23 protein-coding genes, 1 tRNA gene and 1 other annotated feature are annotated in these 22,433 nt (G+C 46.6%); of the genes, 2 read left to right on the forward strand and 22 right to left on the reverse strand.

Features of this window, described 5'->3' with window-relative positions; genetic code table 11:
* Positions 1 to 220: 220 nt before the first annotated feature.
* From ddcA to ilvE, 9 genes are all read right to left on the reverse strand, one after another.
* Positions 221 to 1,228 carry a DNA damage checkpoint antagonist DdcA gene (gene ddcA, locus M1D59_RS15425; protein ID WP_023855434.1) on the reverse strand — a complete coding sequence of 336 codons (1,008 nt, stop codon included), beginning with the start codon at positions 1,226 to 1,228 and terminating at the stop codon, positions 221 to 223.
* A gap of 129 nt (positions 1,229 to 1,357) precedes the next feature.
* Positions 1,358 to 1,957, reverse strand: a complete 600-nt coding sequence (leuD, locus tag M1D59_RS15430) for a 3-isopropylmalate dehydratase small subunit (RefSeq protein WP_035338217.1) — start codon at positions 1,955 to 1,957, stop codon at positions 1,358 to 1,360.
* A 12-nt stretch (positions 1,958 to 1,969) separates the two neighbouring features.
* Positions 1,970 to 3,388, reverse strand: coding sequence for a 3-isopropylmalate dehydratase large subunit (gene leuC / locus M1D59_RS15435; RefSeq protein WP_020452473.1), 1,419 nt, complete (start codon positions 3,386 to 3,388; stop codon positions 1,970 to 1,972).
* Positions 3,389 to 3,421: 33 nt separating this feature from the next.
* Positions 3,422 to 4,534, reverse strand: a complete 1,113-nt coding sequence (leuB, locus tag M1D59_RS15440) for a 3-isopropylmalate dehydrogenase (RefSeq protein ID WP_023855435.1) — start codon at positions 4,532 to 4,534, stop codon at positions 3,422 to 3,424.
* A gap of 27 nt (positions 4,535 to 4,561) precedes the next feature.
* Positions 4,562 to 6,118: a 2-isopropylmalate synthase gene (locus tag M1D59_RS15445; RefSeq protein WP_026579125.1), complete on the reverse strand. Its 1,557-nt coding sequence runs from the start codon at positions 6,116 to 6,118 to the stop codon at positions 4,562 to 4,564.
* Complete coding sequence (ilvC, locus tag M1D59_RS15450; RefSeq protein WP_020452476.1) at positions 6,105 to 7,133, reverse strand: ketol-acid reductoisomerase; 1,029 nt, start codon at positions 7,131 to 7,133, stop codon at positions 6,105 to 6,107. The genes M1D59_RS15445 and ilvC overlap by 14 nt, the downstream gene beginning before the upstream one ends.
* Before the next feature lie 23 nt (positions 7,134 to 7,156).
* On the reverse strand, positions 7,157 to 7,675 hold the full coding sequence (gene ilvN, locus M1D59_RS15455) for an acetolactate synthase small subunit (protein WP_020452477.1): 519 nt from the start codon (positions 7,673 to 7,675) through the stop codon (positions 7,157 to 7,159).
* Positions 7,672 to 9,396, reverse strand: coding sequence for an acetolactate synthase large subunit (ilvB, locus tag M1D59_RS15460; RefSeq protein ID WP_079289276.1), 1,725 nt, complete (start codon positions 9,394 to 9,396; stop codon positions 7,672 to 7,674). Before ilvB ends, ilvN begins: the two co-directional genes overlap by 4 nt.
* 156 nt (positions 9,397 to 9,552) lie before the next feature.
* Positions 9,553 to 9,814, reverse strand: a binding site (T-box leader).
* A 4-nt stretch (positions 9,815 to 9,818) separates the two neighbouring features.
* Entirely contained in the window at positions 9,819 to 10,733 is a 915-nt protein-coding gene (gene ilvE, locus M1D59_RS15465) for a branched-chain-amino-acid transaminase (protein ID WP_023855438.1), read from the reverse strand.
* A 458-nt stretch (positions 10,734 to 11,191) separates the two neighbouring features.
* Here ilvE and M1D59_RS15470 point away from each other — a divergent pair, with 458 nt between their 5' ends.
* Positions 11,192 to 11,416, forward strand: a complete 225-nt coding sequence (locus M1D59_RS15470) for a hypothetical protein (RefSeq protein ID WP_081691800.1) — start codon at positions 11,192 to 11,194, stop codon at positions 11,414 to 11,416.
* 44 nt (positions 11,417 to 11,460) lie between these two features.
* On the opposite strand, the gene gdhA is transcribed toward M1D59_RS15470, so the two are convergent.
* Entirely contained in the window at positions 11,461 to 12,843 is a 1,383-nt protein-coding gene (gene gdhA, locus M1D59_RS15475; RefSeq protein WP_103750219.1) for an NADP-specific glutamate dehydrogenase, read from the reverse strand.
* A 398-nt stretch (positions 12,844 to 13,241) separates the two neighbouring features.
* Between gdhA and M1D59_RS15480 the strand changes: the two genes are divergently transcribed.
* Positions 13,242 to 13,496 (forward strand): hypothetical protein, encoded by a 255-nt coding sequence (locus M1D59_RS15480; protein ID WP_020452482.1) that lies wholly within the window; start codon positions 13,242 to 13,244, stop codon positions 13,494 to 13,496.
* Positions 13,497 to 13,540: 44 nt separating this feature from the next.
* Here the strand turns inward: M1D59_RS15480 and M1D59_RS15485 are convergent, their stop codons facing one another.
* The 12 genes from M1D59_RS15485 to M1D59_RS15540 all read right to left on the reverse strand — a co-directional run bounded on the left by M1D59_RS15485 (position 13,541) and on the right by M1D59_RS15540 (position 22,377).
* Positions 13,541 to 14,032, reverse strand: a complete 492-nt coding sequence (locus M1D59_RS15485) for a hypothetical protein (protein WP_458117511.1) — start codon at positions 14,030 to 14,032, stop codon at positions 13,541 to 13,543.
* Between the two features lie 383 nt (positions 14,033 to 14,415).
* The gene (locus M1D59_RS15490; protein WP_145654322.1) at positions 14,416 to 15,711 is read right to left on the reverse strand and encodes a Kelch repeat-containing protein; all 1,296 of its coding nucleotides are present in this window, start codon (positions 15,709 to 15,711) and stop codon (positions 14,416 to 14,418) included.
* 176 nt (positions 15,712 to 15,887) lie between these two features.
* Positions 15,888 to 15,961, reverse strand: a tRNA-Arg gene (locus M1D59_RS15495).
* A 119-nt stretch (positions 15,962 to 16,080) separates the two neighbouring features.
* Positions 16,081 to 16,602, reverse strand: coding sequence for a YfcE family phosphodiesterase (locus M1D59_RS15500; RefSeq protein ID WP_023855441.1), 522 nt, complete (start codon positions 16,600 to 16,602; stop codon positions 16,081 to 16,083).
* Positions 16,603 to 16,618: 16 nt separating this feature from the next.
* A complete protein-coding gene (locus M1D59_RS15505; protein WP_020452485.1) occupies positions 16,619 to 17,209 on the reverse strand; it encodes an XTP/dITP diphosphatase in 591 nt (196 codons plus the stop codon).
* A 22-nt stretch (positions 17,210 to 17,231) separates the two neighbouring features.
* Entirely contained in the window at positions 17,232 to 17,972 is a 741-nt protein-coding gene (gene rph, locus M1D59_RS15510) for a ribonuclease PH (protein WP_020452486.1), read from the reverse strand.
* A gap of 125 nt (positions 17,973 to 18,097) precedes the next feature.
* A complete protein-coding gene (locus M1D59_RS15515; RefSeq protein ID WP_023855442.1) occupies positions 18,098 to 19,207 on the reverse strand; it encodes a GerMN domain-containing protein in 1,110 nt (369 codons plus the stop codon).
* A 152-nt stretch (positions 19,208 to 19,359) separates the two neighbouring features.
* Positions 19,360 to 20,178 (reverse strand): glutamate racemase, encoded by an 819-nt coding sequence (racE, locus tag M1D59_RS15520; protein ID WP_020452488.1) that lies wholly within the window; start codon positions 20,176 to 20,178, stop codon positions 19,360 to 19,362.
* A gap of 7 nt (positions 20,179 to 20,185) precedes the next feature.
* Entirely contained in the window at positions 20,186 to 20,629 is a 444-nt protein-coding gene (locus tag M1D59_RS15525) for a MarR family winged helix-turn-helix transcriptional regulator (protein ID WP_003184148.1), read from the reverse strand.
* Positions 20,630 to 20,790: 161 nt separating this feature from the next.
* Complete coding sequence (gerE, locus tag M1D59_RS15530) at positions 20,791 to 21,015, reverse strand: spore germination transcription factor GerE (protein WP_003184172.1); 225 nt, start codon at positions 21,013 to 21,015, stop codon at positions 20,791 to 20,793.
* Between the two features lie 175 nt (positions 21,016 to 21,190).
* Positions 21,191 to 21,889 (reverse strand): SDR family NAD(P)-dependent oxidoreductase, encoded by a 699-nt coding sequence (locus M1D59_RS15535; RefSeq protein ID WP_123032342.1) that lies wholly within the window; start codon positions 21,887 to 21,889, stop codon positions 21,191 to 21,193.
* A 17-nt stretch (positions 21,890 to 21,906) separates the two neighbouring features.
* The gene (locus M1D59_RS15540; protein WP_026579117.1) at positions 21,907 to 22,377 is read right to left on the reverse strand and encodes an acyl-CoA thioesterase; all 471 of its coding nucleotides are present in this window, start codon (positions 22,375 to 22,377) and stop codon (positions 21,907 to 21,909) included.
* Between the last annotated feature and the right edge of the window lie 56 nt (positions 22,378 to 22,433).

A 22,433-nucleotide genomic window follows, 5' to 3' on the forward strand; every position in this document is an offset into this window, starting at 1 on the left:
CCCTCCAAAATCTATTCAGGTTGTGTCGGTTTTCCATTTTAAAACAAACAAACGGCTACGTCCATCGCAAGCTGCCGACTGTGTGCAGCTCATGTGTTTCTGACAGCCATCATTATGTATACAAAGATAAATAATGAACTTTAAGCGGCAAACGGATCAACTTCCGTTTTTCACAAATGCAACCACTATATTATAACACAATGCCCGCTGCTTTCAACATTTACAAATAAGAAATTTCTTCTATGTCTTTGATGAGCGCGCAGGCCTCGTCAAGCTGTCTGTCATTGAATTCATAGAGAATATGAAGCTCCTCTTTATCGATGTCGATCCCGTGCATTTCGTATCCGACTTTATGCAGCGCAGCAGCCCAGAGCTCGCGGTTTGAGTATTTCGGCTGAAACGGATAGAGGACGTAAATATGCCTTCTCCACAGCTCTTCGACCGCTTGGTACAGCGTGGGATTTTCATTCCCCAGCGTGTCATCCAGCACGCTCAGAACATGCTTTAATATCGGCATATCATCCGGCTTGACTGTCTCTGTCGGATTAATTGTCATCGAATCGCCAAATTTTGCGACAAGTGTCGGCTTTTCATGGTCTGACTCGGCCAAAAGCTGGAGAATCATCGTTTTTACGACAGGATGCGCGCTCGGATTTTGCAAAATTGTTTTCAACAAGCCGATATAGCTTGTCAGATTGCGGTCCTTCAGTCCGTGAAGAAGCTTAACCTGCTCTTCCGTGTCATTCAAAAGCCTTTCCTGATCAACCTCCTCCGTCTCGGGAAGGTCTTCGGTGATATCCTCAGGTCCGGGGTCTTCCGTCATCTTGCGGCTGAAATCAAGCAGTTTATAAAACTGTTCCGCGCTTTCAGGAGGCAGCTTATTTTCTTCGAGTACAGCTTCAATCGTTTCTTTTACTTTTTCGTATTGTCTGAGCTGGATTAAAATCGTCATATAGACTTGTAAAACGGTAAAATAATGGCCGTGGCCTTCTTTCAGCATTTTTTCACAGATGCCTTTCGCTTCTTCAAGCTCGCCGATTTCCAGCAGGCAGATGGCCATTCCCAGATAAATATCCGATTCCTCGTCATCATAGCGCTTCGCTTCAGAAAACAGCCTGAGCGCTTCATGGTAATTCTTTTCTTTAAGCGCGGCCATCCCTTTGTGCACTAAACGCTCCTTAACGTTCGGGAACGGGATGATCTTCGAGTTTTTCTTGTCATGCTTCATTTCTAAGTTCCTTTCAGGCACTTATTTTTTAACAAGTGTATCAACCCGGCCCGCTAAACACAAGAAAGAACCGGCGGCAGTATGCTGCCTTCAGCAAAAAAAGCCTCCGATCTACATCGGACAGCTTTTTTATGCTTGCAGCCAAGAACTTCTCTGTTTCTCAAATTGTTCGATTTCTTCTTCAAGGAGCAATGTTAAAGAAATTTCATCGTAACCGTTCAGCAGCATCTCTTTCCAATGCGGATCGACCTCAAAGGCAATCTGCTGCCCGGCATGGTCTGTTATCGTCTGTTTTTCAAGATCGACAGTCATCAGCAAAGACTGATGTTCATACTGTTCAGCAAGCACTTTCCACGTCTCGTAAGGAAGGCGGATCGGCAGCATGCCGTTTTTGAAACAGTTCTGGTGAAAGATATCGGCAAAAGACGGCGCGATAATGATTTTAAATCCGTAGTCGTCTAGCGCCCATGGGGCGTGTTCCCTTGAAGAGCCGCAGCCGAAGTTTTCGCCGGCGATTAAAATCGAAGCGCCTTTGTATTCCGGCCGGTTCAGCTCAAAATCAGGGTTTGGATCACCGTTATCCAAATACCTCCAGTCAAAGAAAGCAAAGCGGCCGTATCCCGTTCTTTCGATCCTCTTTAAAAATTGCTTCGGAATGATCTGGTCCGTGTCTACGTTGATTCTGTTTAGCACCGCTGCTATTCCGGTATGGGTCTTTAATGGCTCCATCTTGTCACTCCTCTATACAGCTGTTGTCTCTTGGTAATATTTTCTGACATCGACAAAGCGTCCGTGAATCGCGGCCATCGCGGCCATCGCCGGGCTGACGAGATGCGTCCTGGCCCCTTTGCCCTGTCTGCCTTCAAAATTGCGGTTGGAAGTGGAAGCACAGCGCTCTCCTTCAGGGACAACATCGTTGTTCATGCTCAAACACATGCTGCATCCCGATTCTCTCCATTCAAAACCCGCTTCGATGAAAATCTGGTGAAGCCCTTCATTTTCAGCTTGAATTTTGACGCTTTGCGAGCCGGGAACGACGATCGCTCTGACGCCGTCGGCGACTTTTTGGCCTTTTATCATTTCAGCAGCCTGGCGAAGATCTGTCATGCGCGAGTTGGTGCATGAACCGATAAAGACGTGCTCGATTGTAATGTCCTCGATTTTTTTATATGGTTCAAGACCCATATATTCATATGCGCGCTGCGCTTCTTTTTTATCGTCTTCCTGAGAGAAGGCCTCAGGGCCCGGAATCGCTTCATCAACCGGCAGCACCATGCCAGGGTTGATGCCCCACGTCACCATCGGTGAAATCGCGCTTCCGTCCATCACGATCGTCCGGTCGTAGACCGCCCCCGGATCGGTTCTCAGATTCTTCCACTCTTCTACAGCTTTCTCAAACTCTTCGCCTTTTGGCGCATATTTTTTCGTTTTGACATATTCAAATGTTGTTTCATCCGGTGCAATCAATCCTGCTCTTGCCCCAGCTTCGATTGACATGTTGCACACCGTCATCCGTTCGTCCATCGACATGTTTCGGAATACTTCGCCGGTATATTCAATGACATAACCCGCACCGAATTTAACCCCGTATTTTCCGATGACCGCCAGAATGACGTCTTTAGCCGTCACTCCTTTTTGCAGTTTGCCGTCAACGCGGATTTCCAGCGTCTTCGGTTTTTGCTGCCAAAGCGTCTGCGTCGACAAGACGTGCTCCACCTCGCTCGTTCCGATTCCGAAAGCGAGCGCACCAAACGCTCCGTGTGTAGATGTATGACTGTCTCCGCAAACGATCGTTTTGCCCGGCAGCGTCAGCCCCAGTTCAGGCCCGATGACATGGACGATCCCCTGGTCGACGCTTGACAAGTCTGCGAGGCGGATGCCGAATTCTTCGCAATTCCGTTCGAGCGCACTGACCTGCCGTTTGGCGACATCATCTTTAATCTCAAACCGATTGACAGTCGGAATGTTGTGGTCCATTGTGGCAAACGTATTTTGAGGCCGTCTGACTTTTCTATTCTTTTGCCTTAGGCCTTCAAAGGCCTGGGGTGACGTTACCTCGTGTATCAGATGCAGATCGATATAGAGAAGGTCAGGCTTCCCTTCACCTTTTTTAATCACGTGTTGATCCCAAATTTTTTCGATGATCGTTCGAGGCATCATCTTTCTTCCTCCCTCTACCAATATCCATTTTCCTTAAACGTAAGCGGTCATGATGTTTGAAATGGCATTGTCGTCTGCCAGCGCAGCTTTTACTTCCCCTGTAATCGATTGAGTCGTGGAATGTTCCGATCCTTTTGCCAGGTCCTTCGTCCGCTTACCTGCCCGGAGAACTTGATCAACTGCGTGTTCAACAGCTTTCGCTTCAGCTTCAAGACCGAATGACGTCCTGAGCATCATAGCCGCGGACAAGATCGCCGCAAGCGGATTGGCTATGTTCTGTCCCGCGATATCAGGGGCCGAGCCGTGCACAGGTTCATATAGATGAAGTCCGGAGCTTGATAAGCTTGCCGACGGCAGCATGCCGAGCGACCCGGTCAGCATCGATGCTTCATCGCTTAAAATATCGCCGAACATGTTTTCAGTCACGATAATGTCAAACTGTCCAGGCGCATAAATGAGCTGCATCGCTGCATTGTCGACGAGCATGTGCTCAAGCTTGACGTCAGGAAACTCTTTCGCTACTTCTTCCGCCGTCTTGCGCCATAGTTTGCTTGACTCAAGGACGTTCGCTTTATCAACTGAGGTCACTTTGCCTTTTCGTCTCTGCGCCATTTGGAAGGCCTCCCTGATGACTCTTTCCATTTCCGACTTTTTATAAAACAGCGTGTCAACGGCTTCTTCCTCGCCGTTCTGATTGACGTACTGCTCGCTAGGCTTTCCGAAATACAGGCCGCCCGTCAGCTCGCGAACGATGACAAAGTCAACACCTTCGATATATTCAGCTTTTAACGGAGAAGCTCCCGCAAGGCTTTCAAATACTTTAACAGGCCGCAGATTGGCAAAAAGATCGAGCTGCTTGCGGATGGCGAGCAACCCTTTTTCAGGCCTCAGCTCAGAAGGATTTTGATCCCATTTCGGCCCGCCTACTGCTCCGAGCAAAATGGCGTCCGCAGCTTTGCAGGCGGCGACAGTTTCCTCGGGAAGCGGCGCTCCCGCCTCATCAATTGCCGCTCCGCCGATCAGGCCGTATTCAAATTCGAATTCATGCTGATAATGTTCAGCAACGCTTTTCAGCACATCAACAGCCGCGTCTAATACTTCGGGACCAATTCCGTCACCGGGCAAAAGTGCGATTCGTTTTTTCAAATTCAACAAACTCCTTCCTTATTACTGTTATGATCCTACAGCCGCCTGTTTTGACAATCCTTCCGTATTCGTCTTCAATACGAGATAGCGGTTCACTGCGTTCAAGTAAGCTTTGGCAGATGCTTCGAGAACATCCTGGGCGACTCCGCGTCCTCCGGATTCTTTTCCGTCGATCATCACCCTGACGTATACTTGCGCGAATGCATCCTGTCCCTTGCGATTGGATTGAATCCGGTAATCAAGGAGCTGGACTTCTTTATCCATACAGCGCTTCAGCGTGTTGTACACCGCTTCAACACTTCCCGCTCCGGTCGCCGCTTCCTGGATGATCTGATCCGTTTCCTGATCTTTAAGGGAAACCGTTGCTGTCGGAACCTGCGAGGTGCCGTAATGAACCTGCAGCGAAATAAATTCATAGCCGATTTTGCGGTCTGCCGTTTTCTCCTCGAGAATCAGCGAGATGAGATCTTCATCCGTAAATTCCTTTTTCTTGCCGGTAAGTTCTTTAAAGATGTTAAAAAATTTATTGATTTCTTCTTCTCCAAACTGGAACCCGAGGTTTTGCAGCTTATCTTTAAATGCGTGGCGCCCTGAATGCTTTCCGAGGACAAGCGCATCCGTTTTTACGCCGACAAGCTCCGGAGAAATAATTTCATATGTTGTTTTTTCTTTTAAGAAGCCGTCCTGGTGAATGCCTGATTCGTGGGCAAAGGCATTATCGCCGACGACCGCTTTGTTCCGCGGCACGGCCATGCCGGTCAGTTTGCTCACTAAATCACTTGTCCGCTTAATCTCATTCAGCTGAATCGTTGATTCCGCCTGGTAGAAATCTTTTCGGAGATAGAGGGCGACGGCGATTTCTTCAAGAGAGGCGTTCCCCGCTCTTTCGCCTATGCCGTTGATGACCGATTCGACTTGATCCGCTCCGTTTTCAATCGCAGCCAAAGAGTTGGCGACAGCCATGCCTAAATCATCGTGGCAATGGGCTGAAAGCGTGACTTTGTCAGCATTGCGGGCATTTTCTTTAATATAGCGGAAGATATTTCCGTACTCGGCTGGCGCTAAATAACCGACCGTATCCGGAAGATTGACGACGTCCGCTCCCGCGGCGATCACTTCGCTGACGATCTCGGCTAAAAACGGAAGGTCGGTCCGGCACGCATCTTCGGCAGACCACTGGACGATCGGGAAGCGTTCTTTGGCGTATTTCACCATTGCGACCGCCTGTTCCAGAACCTGTTCGCGCGTTTTTTTCAGCTTATATTTTAAATGGATGTCAGAAGTGGCGATAAAAATGTGAAGCCTTGGTTCAGCCCCGTCTTTGAGCGCTTCCCACGCCGAATCGATATCTCCTTTGACAGAGCGGGCAAGCCCCGTTACCGAACAGTTTTTAATCGTCCTTGCGATTTCTTTTACTGCGTTGAAATCCCCGGGGGATGAAGCGGGGAAACCCGCTTCCATAATGTTGACCCCGAGTTTTTCAAGCTGCTGGGCGATCGCCAGCTTCTCCTGCGTGTTTAAATTAACGCCCGGCGACTGCTCACCGTCACGGAGTGTCGTATCAAAAAAGTTAATTTTTCGCACCGGCTACCACCGCTTCCTTCTTCTTGCCCTGCTTGACAAACGGCATCATTTCGCGAAGCTTTCTTCCGACCACTTCGATTTCGTGTTCGTTTTCGCTTGTATTGATGGCGTTGAAACGCGGACGGTTGACTTGGTTTTCGACGATCCATTCTTTCGCGAATGTACCGTTTTGGATGTCTTTCAATACTTCTTTCATTGATGCTTTTACCTTCTCATCGACGACGCGCGGGCCTGATACGAAATCTCCCCACTGCGCTGTGTCTGAAATCGAATATCTCATGCCTGCTAAACCTTCTTCATACATCAAGTCGACGATGAGCTTCAGCTCGTGCAGACACTCGAAGTATGCGAGTTCAGGCTGATAGCCCGCTTCTGTCAGCGTTTCGAATCCTGCTTTGACAAGGGAAGTCAATCCTCCGCACAGCACCGCCTGTTCACCGAAAAGGTCGGTTTCAGTTTCTTCTTTAAATGTTGTTTCAAGAACACCGGCTCTTGCTCCGCCGATCGCTTTAGCATAAGCAAGGGCTTTGTCTTTCGCTTCCCCTGTGACATCCTGATAGATCGCAAACAGCGCCGGAACCCCTGCACCTTGTTCAAACGTTCTTCTGACAAGATGTCCCGGTCCTTTAGGAGCGACAAGGAATACGTCAACATCTGCCGGAGGCACGATCTGATGGAAATGAACGTTGAATCCGTGGGCGAATACGAGTGAATTGCCCGCTTGAAGTCCGTCTTTAATTTCCGCTTCATACACTTTTTGCTGCTGTTCATCCGGAAGAAGCACCATAACGATGTCGGCCTGTTCTGCCGCTTCTCTTACCGTGAAAACTTGATGGCCGTCTTCCTCTGCTTTTGCAAAGGATTTCCCTTTTCTGACGCCGACAATGACGTCCACTCCGCTTTCTTTCAGGTTCAGTGCGTGCGCATGGCCTTGAGAGCCGTATCCGATTACCGCTACTTTTTTGCCTGCCAATACGTTTTCTTTGATATCACCGTTATAATATACTTTTACCATTTCAATCTCTCCCTTTTTATGTTTTATACAATTGATATTGTTTTAATAGAGGACGGCTTTTGCTGGGTTCCCCTCGCAAAGGCCGTGGTGCCTGTTCTGGCAACCTCTTTAATCCCGTATGGTTTCAACAGTTCGATCAGGGCTTCGATCTTGCTTGATTCCCCCGTCACTTGAATCACGACGCTGTCTTTTGCGACATCGACGACAGTCGCCCGAAACGGTTCAATGACGCCGTTTATTTCCGCCCTGCTCGACGGAGGGGAAACCACCCTGATTAATGCCAGCTCTCTTTGGACGATCGATTGATTTGTAATATCCGTGACTTTCAGTACATCAATCTGTTTGTTTAATTGTTTTGTCAGCTGTTCCGTTTCTTTTTCATCTGCCACATGCACGACAAACGTGATCCTGGAAATCCCCGCTGTTTCGGTGTGGCCGACGGTAATGCTTTCAATGTTGTAATGCCGTTTTGTAAACAACCCTGTAATTCTGTTTAAGACGCCGCTTTGATTCAAAACCGTCAGCGTGATGATTCTTTTCAAGGTTTCACCCCCACCATTTCGTGCAGCCCTTTTCCAGGCGCAACCATTGGAAATACTTTTTCAGCTTGTGCAACCTGAACATCGATGACCACCGGTTCATTCGACGTTAGCGCCGCTTCCAGCTTTTCTTCCGCTTCTTTTTCAGATGTGATTCGGACACCTTTGATGCCGTATGCTTCAGACAGCTTGATAAAATCAGGCTGTGATGCGAACTTGGAGTGTGAATAGCGCTCATCGTAAAAGATCTCCTGCCATTGCCGGACCATTCCGAGGCAGCGGTTGTTTAAGACCACGACTTTGATCGGAAGGTTCAGATCGCGAATGACGGACAGCTCCTGCAGTGTCATCTGGAATCCTCCGTCGCCGAGTATCGATACAACTGTCGCATCCTTATCCGCAAGCTGTGCCCCGATTGCCGCCGGAAGTCCGAAGCCCATCGTGCCGAGCCCGCCGGAAGTGACCCACCTGTCGGCTTTTTGGAACTGATAAAATTGCGCGGCCCACATTTGATGCTGTCCGACGTCCGTCGTTAAAATAGCTTCGCCTTTTGTATAGCGGTGGATATATTCGATCAGCTTCTGCGGTTTGAATCCTTCTGCTTCATTCTCTTCATACCAGAGCGGATATTCGTTTTTCCAGTCCGCAAGCTGCTTTTTCCATTCATCGGAAGCGCTCGGTTTGCCGTTTTGCTTGATCAGCTCTGTCAGTACAAGCTTGCTGTCGCCGACAACCGGAATGTGCGTATGAACGATTTTGCCAATTTCAGCCGGATCGATGTCAATGTGAGCGACTTTCGCATATTTTGCAAAATGCTTCAAGTTCCCTGTGACCCGATCATCGAATCTCGCACCGATGCTGATTAACAGATCGCTTTCATACAGAGCCATGTTGGCCGCATACGTTCCGTGCATTCCGGCCATCCCGAGGAAAAGCGGATGGTCGGCTGGAAATCCTCCCAAGCCTAACAGCGTATGCGCCACCGGAATTTGCTGCTGTTCGACATAATTTTTTAATTCTTCTGACGCTTTCCCGTGCAATACGCCCGCGCCCGCTAAAATTACCGGCTTTTTCGCTGCACTGACCGCTTCCACAAGCTTTCTGATCTGCAGATAATTCGGTTCCTTCGTCGGCTGATAGCCAGGAAGGTGAATCTCATGGTCGTAGCGGAATTCTCCTTCTACAACGGCGATGTCTTTAGGAATATCGATTAAAACGGGGCCCGGTCTTCCTGTTGTTGCGATATGAAATGCTTCTTTAATAATTCTCGGCAGATCTTCTGCATGGCGAACCTGGTAGCTGTGCTTTGTAATCGGCATCGTAATTCCGATGACATCAGCTTCTTGAAATGCGTCAGATCCGATAACCGAGGTCGCAACCTGACCGGTGAATACGACGAGAGGCAATGAATCGATCATCGCGTCGGCCAGACCCGTTACAAGGTTGGTCGCTCCCGGACCGGATGTGGCGATGACGACACCCGGTTTCCCCGAAATCCTCGCATATCCTTCGGCTGCGTGGATAGCGCCTTGTTCATGGCGCGTTAGTACATGAAACATCCCCGATCCGTAGAGTTTGTCATAAATCGACAGGACCGCACCGCCGGGATACCCGTAGATCACTTCGACATTTTCCTTTTTTAAAGCCTCAATCAGCATTGACGCCCCTGCCATTGTTTGTGTACATTGGGCATTTTCAGCATCCAACTGTACATTCGTCCCCATTTTTCTTCCTCCTTATCAAGTGATCATCATCACTGTTCATTCACGTGGTTTTTTAAAAATAATTCATGTATATATGCCGCAAAGCATGTTTCCAATCTGCTTTTGCAGCTAAAAAAAGCCTTCCCGCCCACTGTTGACGCTGCACACCTTGCAGGCCAAAGGGGCGAAAAGGCTTTTCTTTCCGCGGTACCACCCTTGTTCGCGGCTTTCGAAAGCCGCCTTATGGATAATCGCTTATCCGGTTTAATAACGAGTGAACCTTCGTGACGTTCACCCGGCCAGCCTTACTAAACTTGGAAGTCGTTCAGGCTGACACTCAGAGGGGAGTTCACAAGCGGAGGCCGTCACCGGTTTCCAGCAATCCCGGCTCTCTGCAGGCGGCGTTTCCGCTGTTACTTATCCTCTTCAACGTTTGTCTTTATTCAACTGACACTTAAGCTTTGATCTTCGAGGCTGACTTTTATCCCTTCACGGACGACGCGCTCGCGGAACTTTTCAAGCATCCGGTTTGTGTGGACTCCCGGTTTGCCGTCCCCGATCTTGCGGCCGTCAACTTTAACGACCGCGATGACTTCTGCAGCCGTTCCGGTTAAAAACACTTCGTCGGCTGTGTATACGTCATGGCGGGTAAACGGCTCCTCCTTCACTTCATAGCCGAGCTCCTGCGCTATTTCGATAATGGCATTCCGAGTGATTCCTTCAAGCGCTCCGATATAGCCCGGAGGCGTCAAAAGCTTTCCGCTTTTATAAATAAATACGTTATCCGCAGAACCTTCGGCGACATAGCCTTGATCATTGAGCATGAGCGCTTCTGTCACGCCCGCCATGTGCGCCTCGATCCGGACAAGAATATTGTTTAAATAGTTCAGCGATTTCACTTTAGGGCTCAGCACATCAGGTCTGTTTCTTCTTGTCGGAACCGTAACGATGTCAATTCCCGTTTCATATAAGTGTTTCGGGAATATTGCCAATGGTTCGACAATTATAATGACACTCGGGTGTGAACAATTGTTTGGATCGAGTCCGAGGTCACCTGCTCCTCTTGAAACGACCAAGCGGATGTAAGCGTCTTTAAGCCCGTTTTTTTCGACTGTTTTGAGAACGTGCTGTGTCAGTTCTTCCTGCTGATATGGAATCTCCAGCATGATCGATCTCGCAGAATCGTAGAGGCGGTCCATGTGCTCTTTCATTCTGAAGATGTTGCCGTCGTATACCCTGATCCCTTCAAACACGCCGTCCCCGTATAAAAATCCGTGATCATAGACTGATATTTTAGCGTCTTCTTTTTTAACGAGTTTGTCGTTTAGGAAGATCCACTGGTCTTTCTGGTCCCCCATCCCTCTAGCACACCTTTCTGTTGTAAATGAACGCTTTAAACGGTTAAAAATCGATGATGCGGGAACCCGTTTTCCCGCTGTCATTCCCGGGAAAGATGAAAAGTTTTCAAGTGATTTGTTCTTTTGTTTGAACTCATATTACGCCCCTTTACATGCAGTGTCAACCGTATTTTTTAAAATTATTAGACAATTTCGATTAATCAATCTACTTGTATACGCTTACATGATTGATATAAAAGGAAATGCAAAATTGAAAAACAATTTGAAATTTTTTATGCAATCTATAAAGATTACATAAAAAAACTGGTGTTTTATACAGTTTTGTTAGATTTTATGACTGACAACTTTTTGAAATTTCATCCCGGAAGGTTAGATTTTTTACCACATTTGTGTACAGACTCCATTTTACGATTTTTTACATAAACTGCTGTTAATCCAAATAGAAACGGGTGAATATGATGTACCGCACCTTTCCTCCATACTCTGATCCCCGCGTGCGCCAATACCCGGGATACTTCGGTTATCCGACTACTTATGTCTATAATCCTTCAGCACACGGGCCCTATACCTATTATCCGTACGGCGGAGTGTTCACCACTCCGACTCTCGGATTCAGCATCAGCTATCCGGGAATTTCCGTTCCCGCTGTGCACGGCTTTACCGGTGGATTCAGAGAAGATTAACAAAGCACAAAAAAGAGAGAGCATTTTGCTCTCTCTTTTTACGGTTAAACGACTCCCTGAGCGATCATCGCATCCGCCACTTTAATAAATCCGGCTATATTGCAGCCGTCAAGCAGATTGCCGGGACGTCCGTATTCTGAAGCCGCTTCAACGCTTCTCTTGTAAATATCGGTCATGATCATTCTGAGCTTCTCATCCGTTTCTTCCGCCGTCCAGTGGAGCCGTGCGCTGTTCTGCGCCATTTCGAGCGCTGAAACGGCCACACCGCCGGCATTTGCAGCCTTAGCCGGCCCGAAAAGAACCCCCGCATCCAAAAAGCGTTTGACGGCGCCCTCTTCAGACGGCATATTCGCCCCTTCTCCGACGGCTTTGACCCCATTTGAAATGAGCACTCCGGCAGCCTCTTCGTCAATTTCGTTCTGGGTCGCGCACGGAAGCGCGATATCGCACGGAATAGACCAAATGCCGGAGCATCCTTCGAAATAGTGTGCTTCCGGATGCTCGCTGACATACTCGCGAATCCTTCCGTTCCCGCTTTCTTTAAGCCGCTTCACCGTCTCAAGGCTGATGCCTTTTTCGTCATAGACATAGCCGTCAGAATCACTGCAGGCCACTACTTTTCCGCCGAATTGAGCGGCTTTTTCCATCGCATACAGCGCGACATTGCCTGAACCGGAGACGACAACGGTGCTGTTTTCAAAACGCAGCCCCTGATCCTTCAGCATTTCTTCTACGAAATAAACCAGACCGTACCCTGTCGCTTCTTTCCTCGTCAAACTGCCCCCGTATTCAAGGCCTTTGCCTGTTAACACACCTGCATCATAGCGGCCCCGAATCTTTTTATACTGTCCGAACATAAACCCGACTTCCCTAGCTCCGACACCAATATCACCGGCAGGGATATCCGTGTCCGGTCCGATATGTCTGTACAGTTCATTCATGAAGCTTTGCGTAAAACTCATGATCTCCCTGTCAGACTTGCCCTTCGGATCAAAATCAGCCCCGCCTTTTCCGCCGCCGATTGGCTGGCCGGTCAAAGAATTTTTAAAAATTTGTTCGAAGCCCAAAAATTTAATAATGCTCGCATTTACAGAAGGATGAAAACGGATGCCGCCTTTATACGGACCGATTGCGCTGTTAAATTGAACCCGGTATCCCCTGTTAACCTGGATATTGCCTTCATCATCGACCCACGGCACCCTGAAGGTGATCATCCGTTCAGGCTCTGCAATCCTTTCAAGAATGCGGTGTTCGATATACTTTGGATGTCTTGCCAATACAGGGACGAGGGAATCGAAAATTTCTTTTACAGCTTGAAGAAATTCGCTTTCGTGAAGATTTCGCTGCCGCACTGTCTCGTATGCTTTTGTCACATAATCTCTCGCCGTCTGAACATTTGTTTGCTCCATTTTTTCTAGCGTTTGCATCTTTCTTCAGCTCCCTTTCTAAAATAAAAGCAGAACGAACGTTGTAAGATTTTCTACATGGTAAATTTTACAACCAATGCCCCATTTACATCAATCTGAAAAACAGATTAAACCATTGCTGAATTGAGATGTATAACAAAAAGCGAGAATAGACGGGTATTAAGATAGAAGAACCATTCTTAAATGCTGAGGAGAAAAGAACCAATAAACCATAAAATACCATAACATCCGAAAGGTTTTTTCTGTGCTTTTCGTTGCGATCGGCGCATTTGCCCGTTGTACTCTCGGCAGAAAATGAGCATCTTCTCCCGTTCTTAAAATGAATCCTACTGCACAAAACGAAAACACATAGCTCTTCTTTTTCATGGCAACAATAAAACTAAAACAGGGGTGATCTGATGGACGACAAAAAAGAACTGTCAAACGTTGAAACACAAAGAAACTTTTTAACGGCAGAAGAATTTCCTGAAGGAGCGTATGGAGCTGCCCAGGGCAAAGACAAGCCTGTTGAAAACAAAAACACGCCATGGAAGGAAGGTCAGCAGTACTACAGCAATTTCACATATGAATTCCGCAACCTCCACCAAGGAATGCCGCGACAGTACCCCGGGGCGCATCCAACCCATGACGAAAAGGATCAAAACGAGGAATGACCGATATAAAAAAGAGCCGTGCTAAACGGCTCTTTTAAGCTTTTTTATTGGAGGGGCTGCTGGAAATTTTGATTGTGCTGCTGGTTTTGTTGGTTTTGCTGACCCTGTTGACCTTGCTGTCCTTGCTGGTTAAATGATTGCTGCGCCTGCTGAAGTGCCTGGCTCATTTGGTTCATGGCCTGGTTTGTCTGGATTCCTTGAAGAGCCTGATTCAGCTGCTGAACAGCCTGCTGAATGCTTTGCTGAATTTGCTGATCCGTCTGCTGCATTTGCTGCTGAGATTGGGAGCTGAATTGCTGAATTTGCTGCTTCAGCTGATTGATTCCCTGGCTCAATTGAGAGCTCTGCTGGCCGCTTTGGCCCTGATGCTGTGACCCCATTTGATTAACAGTTTGCTCCAGCTGGGCAAGCTGCTGCTGGATATTTCCGAATTCCTGAGCAAGTTCGGTATCCGTGATGTTCACTCCGAGCAGCTGCTCATGCTTTTGTTTTTGTTGCTTTTGTTTTTGCTGCTGGTTTTGCTGTTGTTTTGTCATGACAACATCCTCCTTAAAATTGATCACACCCTTTATCTTTTTCATTTTGTTCGAAATGATGAAAGGAAATTTTTAGGGTGTTGTTGCTTTACAATATCAAAAGCCTCAAACCCTTGTATACCAAGAAGTTTGAGGCTTATTTTCAGTGACGTCTTAGGAGAGATTCGAACTCCCGACCGACGGAAGGCCGATGGCCCCATGGACAGAAGGAACATCGATTTCCGATTTCCCCTATAATAATTCAAAAAAGGAGACACCTTTTATAAAATTTCATGATGCAGTTGGTCTTAGTAGTTAGCCTCTACGGGCAGGTAAAGGGCTTCATCTTTATACGACTGATACTTTTTTGGACAGCTTCATTAAAAAGAGATTTTCATCAGTTTTTATTCAGCTTTTTTAGATGAATACTCATTTACTTCAAACGTAAGAATATTACCAAAGATAACATGGTCTTTCCTGTTATCAAACGGTCCTATGTTATTTTCATGCTTATCAATTACATACCTCGCAGGGCCTGTACCAGCAGCTTTCTGATCGTACCACGAAATAAAATCATTAACCTCTTCCATCGATAGATCAAACTCTTTTTCGAGACCAGATACCATAGTTACAACTAGAATTGCTCGTTTACCTTTTATGTCTTGAGTCGGTTCATCTGATGTTTGTGGATCTTCTCCATTTCCTGTAGAATCATCAAGAGTTTCAACAGAATACATTTGTACAGAGTTGTATATTCCATTTTCTTGTATTACTATATTATTCGTTGTTGATTGTCCACCAATTATATAAAGATTTTCTCCTATTGTAGCTGCCCCCGCTGCTAATCTAGGAATTTTAAAAGGTTGAAAATCTGATATTGAATCGTCTTTAGGGTTGTACACCTGAACTTTGGTAGTTGGCTCGTTTTTGTTTGTTTTTCCTCCCATAATGTAAATTTTCCCATTTAAAACTGTTGAAGTAAGATATTGTGTTCCTATAATTAGATTTTGTTTTTTTAACCATATGTCTCTCTTAGGATCGTATTCATAAATAGAATCATTTATTTTTGGTTGTGTAACAATACTTGTATCCGCACCACCTATCAAATAAATTTTCCCATCAATTGTCTGGGATGTTGCCCCTGACGAAGGAATGGGCAAGTCTTTTTTCTTTGTCCAAGTTTTAGTCTCTGTATCATAACAATAATTCGCAGATAAACTTTCAGCATTGTTTCCACCCATTACATAGATTCTATTGTCTACAACAGAGGCAGTGGAAAAAATTAACCTTTCTGTAGGTATATCTATTCCTTTTTCCCATGTATCATTTTGTGTATCATATATCTGAACTGACTTTCGATAAGTACTACCTGAGGTTCCTCCAATTACATAAATTTTCTTCCCAACTACAGCTACAGAGGCTGCAGACACCGTTAAAGGTATGCTTGCTTTCTCAGTCCATTTCTTACTATCTTGATCATAAACATAAGTGGTATTTATAGATCTCCCACTGCTTGTACCACCGATTACATAAATTTTTCTGTCTACTGCTGCTACAGCAGCAGCAGTTATTTTATCTGGAAGATAAGCTTGTGGTATCCACTCTTTCGTTGTAGATGCTTGTTCTGCCTCTACCCGTACATTACCAGGGAAAACGGAGGCAACTAAAATGATCAAAAGCAAAAATATTTTCTTTTTCAACTCTCTCTCTCCTAACGATTTAATGTCACTAAATATTATCGTCAATATTTGTTTTTTTTTAATATCATCTCCTGTTATTTCCTATAAATCCGCTCCTAAAATAGAACAAAGTTTCTGGCAAAATAAAAAAGCCTCAAACCCTTGTATACCAAGAAGTTTGAGGCTTTTTCCAGAGACGTCCCAGGAGAGATTCGAACTCCCGACCGACGGCTTAGAAGGCCGTTGCTCTATCCTGCTGAGCTACTGGGACATGATGTTGTTTTGTTTCGCTTTAACTATCAGCGACAAGATTTATTATATGTGGATCGGGACATAAAGTCAACAACTTTTTAGAATTTTTTTCTTCACGAGGAAGAAAAAAATTCTTCCTCATGAATGTGCTGGCAGTTGGATATGGTTCGTCAGGCTTTCGACTTCCCGGCCGTCCAAGTCGTAAAAGCGGACCGTTGCATTGTCTTTGTCAATGTTCAGTATAGCATAAGTTTTTTCTTTCCGCACCCGCGGAAGGCGGATGCTGCCGGGGTTGATCAGCAGTTTTCCGTCCATCAGTTCACTTCCCGCGATGTGGGAATGGCCGAAACAGATGATGTCGGCGCCGAGTTCTTCAGCGCGGTAGTATACATTTAAAAGCGACTGTTTAATGCCGTATAAATGCCCGTGTGTGAAAAAAAGCTTTTTTGATCCGACGGGAACGACAATTTCGTCTTTAAACTCCCCGTAAAAATCGCAGTTTCCTTTTACCGTTAAGTAAGAGGAAAGCGCGGGATGGGAAGGATCCAATTCGGAATCCCCGCAATGGATGATGAGATCTGTTTCCTTCCCGTGCCGCTCAGCGATCATTTCCAGTTCGTCTTCAAGGCCGTGGCTGTCGCTGACAATCAGAACCTTCATGATCGGCCCTCCTCCTTTACGCTTGGTCCAAGAGAGCGGACAGTTTTTTCAGTGCTTCCGCTCTGTGGCTGATTTTGTTCTTTTCGCCGCTTGAGAGCTCGGCCATCGTTTGATCTTTGTCTTTGACGAGAAAAACCGGGTCGTAGCCGAAGCCGTTTGTGCCGCGCGGTTCTTCGGTAATGTATCCTTCCACAGAACCTTCGACCGTTTTCGTTTCCTGTCCTGGAATGCATAATGCGAGCGCGCATCTGAACCTCGCGGAGCGGTCTTCTTTTTCCACCCCTTCAAGCTCTTTCAATAGCTTTTTCAGGTTGGCGAGATCGTTTTTCTCTTCTCCTGCATAGCGGGCCGAGTATACGCCGGGGCTGCCGCCGAGGTAGTCGACAGACAGGCCTGAGTCATCGGCAATTACGATTTTGCCGGTTTCTTTCGAAATCGTTTCCGCTTTAATCACCGCGTTTTCTTCAAACGTCTGCCCGGTTTCTTCGATTTCGGGCGTATAGCCGATGTCCAGTAGAGATTTGACATCGTAGCCTCTTGGTTCGAGCATCGCTTTGAATTCCCTGACTTTTCCTTCGTTTTTCGTGGCAATGATGACTTCTTTCATCGTGTATCAAGCCTTTCTCATGTTATTGTTGAATGGCTGATGCAACGTCGCCGAGCACTTCTTTCTGCTTTTCGATGAGTTCGGCGATCCCTTTTTCAGCCAGTTCTAAAAGCCCGTCCAATTCACTTCTTGAGAATGTCGCTTCCTCTCCTGTTCCCTGAAGTTCGACAAAGCGGCCTTCGCCTGTCATGACGACGTTCATATCCACCTCTGCCGCAGAATCTTCCTGGTAGTTCAAATCAAGGATTAATCCTTTTTCCTTATCGATTCCCACTGAAGTGGCAGCCAAAAAGTCAGTGATCGGCATCGCCTTCAGTGTGCCTTTTTCGACAAGTCTTCCGACGGCAAGCGCCATGGCTGTAAATGCTCCGGTGATCGACGCGGTTCTTGTGCCTCCGTCAGCCTGAATGACGTCGCAGTCGATCCAGATCGTCCGCTCACCGAGCTTTTCCAAATCAACGACCGCCCGCAAAGCTCGTCCGATCAGCCGTTGAATTTCCATCGTCCGCCCGGAGATTTTCCCTTTTGACGATTCTCTGATCGTCCTTTGGTTCGTGGCCCGCGGCAGCATGCTGTATTCCGCGGTGATCCAGCCCTTCCCTTCTCCTCTCAAAAAGGGCGGTACGCGGTCTTCCACAGACGCGTTGCATATCACCTTTGTCCCGCCGACTGTGATCAGGACCGATCCCTCGGGATGCGTAATGAAGTCGAGGTCCATTGTGACAGGGCGCAGTTCATTGTTTTCTCTTCCATCGTATCTCATTTTTTACCTCCGATTGTATGTACATAAACCTTTCACAATCATTCTGCTCTTCCAAAAAGCTGAATAAAGAAAGAGGCAGCTTTAATCGCTTACCTCTTTTTTTATAGTATATCAAAAATCTCTGCTTAAAAACTACCTGTGTTCACCTTGCTCGGTCTTGAAACCGGCTTGGAAAGCTTTTCTCCTTTTTCATTGACGAGCTCGGATTTTCCGTTCACAGTAACCGACACACTTTTCACATCAGGCAGTTCGGTTAATGTCAGCACAATACTATTTAACACTTCATCCGATATCACTTTCTTCTCGCCGTCGGCGCTCCCGTAGATCGCTTCGTTAAAGTCGAGAGTCACATGGCCGTCTTCAATCTTCGGCTCGTTTTCAAGCTTGACATCGCCCTGGAAATCGGAAAGCAGGCCGCTTTTATTGCCCGGTCCTTCCGTCAGCTCTTTAATCGCCGCCGTCACCTGGTCTTTTTCTTTTGCAGACGTCCGTTTCGTTACAGGAACATAGTATGTGCCTTTGTCCGATTCAGCCAAATAATAGACGGTGACCGGCTGTGTCGCTGTTATATCGGTCACACCCGCCGTATCGAGGTTGATGCCGTCCTCGCGGCTGAGTTCTTCTGAAATCGGCGTGCCGTTAACAGGCATTTCTTTCAAATCATGGCCGTTCATGCGGATCTTCACTTTATCAATCGAGTTAAACTGTGTTAACGTCCATGTAATCGCCTGTACGATTTTTTGCTCGTCTTCAGCTTTATAGTTTTTAAATTCATTTGAAAAGTCAGCGATCGCTGTTCCGTCTTCTTTAATATCAACATTGACCGCTGTATCCGCCGGCAGCACGGCTCTGAATCCGTTTGGCATGATGTTTGAAACAGGGCCGCCTTCAACGAGGTATTCAAGCGCTTGTTTAGCCGTACCTTCCTGCTTTGGCAGCGGCAGCGTCTGCGCTGTCACATAGCCGTTCTTATCAATGAGATAAAGCTCTCTCATGACCGTATCGCTTGTTTGAGCCGCTTTATCGTCGCTTGTCGTTTTGCTGCCTTTGTCTTCTGTTTTATCTTTGGTTTTGTCTGTTTTGTCTTGCTCCTTCTCCTCTTTTACATATGTGATGTCCTGCGGCGGATCTATCTCCTCTGAGGCTTGATCTGACTGAAATATTCCGCACCCGGAAAGAAGCAGCGCGGAGGCCGTAACCGAAACCGCGATTCCTTTCATTCCTTTTTTCAGCATACTTTTCCCTCCTAAGGCAGTTTGTACTATTATGTATACGAGCCCGTTTTTGAATTAGACCGCTTTTTAAAAAAATCCCTCTGAATACAAAAAACCTTTTCTTTTAAAGAAAAGGCTCATGAAAAAAGCTGCCGTTTGCTTGTGCGGCAGCTTTATTTTATAGCGGTTTCCTGAAGAGAAATGCTTTCCACATTTTTCACTTCGTATCCAAACCAATCATTTGCAATTTTTGTGAAGCGGGCGCGCTCCCCGGTTGTTAAAAACAAGTGTTCCGGCGGTTCACCCGTTTTGCTTAATAAACCGTTGTATGACAAGATCGTGCTGACTTCCCTGGCCGTTTCATCTCCGGAGGAAATGATGTTGACGCGCTCTCCCATATAGCGCTGAATCGGCTCTTTTAAAATCGGATAATGCGTGCATCCGAGAATCAGTGTATCGATTGATGAATCCCTGAGCGGGTGCAGTGACGACCTGACGATTTCATCAGCCGTCTCATCCAAAAATTTACCGCTTTCCACAAACGGGACAAACATCGGGCAAGCCAGATTTTCTACCGTTAAATCTCCGTTCAGCGAAAGAAGCGCTTCTTCATATGCGCCGCTTTTGATCGTGTTTTCTGTTCCGATCACGCCGATCCGCTGGTTCTCCGTCACTTTAATCGCGGTTCTGGCTCCGGGCTGCACAACGCCGATGACCGGGATCGCTACTTCTCTGCTGATTTCTTCAAGTGCGATGGCCGTCGCTGTATTGCAGGCGATCACGAGCATTTTAATATGGTGGCGGGATAACAAATAATTTGTCATTTCCCATGTATATGACAGGACTTCTTTTCTGTCCCGGGGTCCGTACGGACACCTTTTCGTATCTCCAAGATATATAATTTTTTCTTTCGGCAGCTGCCTCATGATTTCTTTTGCAACGGTTAAACCGCCGACTCCCGAATCGATGACTCCTATCGGTTGATCCAACAAAATCGCCTCATTTTCTGTTCATTTCCTGCTGAAGTTTAATTAATAATTTTTCAAATGCGGCTGTTTCTTCCTCGGAAAACGCCTCTAACATGTCTTCCAAATAGTCCTGCCTTTTTTGAATGACCTCCTGGATGATCCGCTCTCCTTCCGAGAGAAGATGAATGCGGACTACGCGCCTGTCGGACGGATCTTTCACCCGTTCAACGAGGTTGTTTTTCTCCATTCGGTCAATTAAATCCGTCGTGGTGCTGCACGCCAGGTACATCTTTTGTGATAACTCGCCGATCGTCATATCCCCGTATTCATACAGCCATTGAAGACCGACAAACTGGGGAGGGGTAATCGTATATTGGGTGAGAATTTCTCTTCCTTTTTGTTTGATGATGCCCGCAATATGGCGGAGTGATTTTTCAATATCCGCTATGTGATTCAAAGAAGCATTCGAATTCATTTTCTCTACCTCGCTCGACTCGTTGTTTTGTTTTCAAAACACTTGAGTCTATTTTCCTTCTTTTCTACACAAATTGCAAGACTTCAACATGAATATACAAATTGCACCTCAAAACAAATAACCGGTTCCCTTCTTGTTACAAGAAGGAACACCGGCTCAATTTAGAGCTCTAGCTCACCCATTCGAAGAAGTTCAACAACAGCTTGCGAACGGCCTTTCACTCCCAATTTTTGCATCGCATTGGAAATGTGATTACGTACAGTCTTTTCACTTATAAAGAGCTCGCTTGCGATTTCCTTTGTTGTCTTGTCTTGAACGAGCAATTCGAACACTTCTCTTTCTCTTTTTGTTAGCAGCGGCTTTGATTGAAACTCTTTCTCCTTCAAGTATTGTAACCCTCCTTGCTAAGGTGAGAGCTGATCTGAAACGAATGGGTTTCGATATAGTCGTGATATCATATGAAACATACGCAAGGTCGGTGACGTTTCTGACGGAGAAAAGGGTTCCCTCAAACACCTATTTTTCAGATCATGACACAGGCATCGTTTCAGGGCTGAACTTCTAAGGAAGACATTTTAAAATCCAGGCGATCAGCCGCCATCTTTTCGTAATATATGCGTGCGTTTTCTTTTTCTGCACAACACTGATGATTTGTGCAGCCGCTTTTTCGGGCGAAGCCGTCCAAAACAGGTGATCACCTTTTGCAAGAGCCGTGTCCACAAAGCCCGGCTGAATTTCGGTGACCACGATTTCATCATACCCAAGTTTTTTCACTTTTTGACGGAGCCCTTTTAAGTAATTAGAAACGAATGCTTTTGAAGCGGCGTAGGTGACGGCCCCTCCGTTTCCTCTCAGCGCGGCAATGGATGAAATGCCGACTAAATGCCCTTTCCCATTTTTGATAAAATGCTCCATCAACACGTTCGAGCAGGACACAAATCCTGTCATATTGACATCGATCGTTTCCTTTTCTTTGCTCCAATCCATTTCGCTTTCCAAATATCCAACACCTGAACAGATGAAGACTGCATCTGCCCAATTCATCTCATCAAGCAGTTCTTTCAACAGTATAGGCGAGCGTTCGCTGTCGGCTGTATCGATCTTTTTAATGTATGAAGGTCCAGGGAGGTCGTCGCGCAATTTGGCTAGCAGTTCATACCTTCTTGCAGCAAGACCGACCTCAACTCCTGCGGCTGACAGCTGCTTGGCAAGCGCCTTGCCAATTCCGGAACTCGCGCCGATGATCATCGCTTTTTTCATTTTCCTCTACCTCTCAATTATTTCTCAGGAAATGAGTGATTGCCAAGCAGTTTTGCTTTTTGTTCATCTGTCCATTTCACCGGTTTACCCGTATCTTTCGCAATTTGCACCATAACCGCCACCCCTGTAAAGCAAAGGTCACCTTCCCCATTTTTCGCCGCATAGTGGAGGGTGAGGGAAGCGTTGCCGACAGATGCTGTTTTGACGCCGATTTTCAAATGTTCATGAAGGATGACCTGCTGAAAATAATCGCATTGCTGGCTCGCCACGACGGGAATGGACGCGCTCTTCCCGTCTGAAAGGCGGTCCATGACGCCCAGGTGCTTGAAATAGGAAATCCTCGCTTCCTCGAAATAGACAAACGGTGTGACATTGTTCATATGACCGAACATGTCCGTTTCTGAAAAACGGACGGATACTTCATCAAAAAAAGAAAATGACTGACACCATGTGTCAAACGGTTCTTCAATATATCCCGGCAGCTTCATTGTTTTTCATCCCCTTTGGTCATAAAAACACCTCTTCGGCTTGAAGAGGTGCGTTT

The sequence above is a fragment of the Bacillus sp. PK6-026 genome (assembly GCF_054161455.1).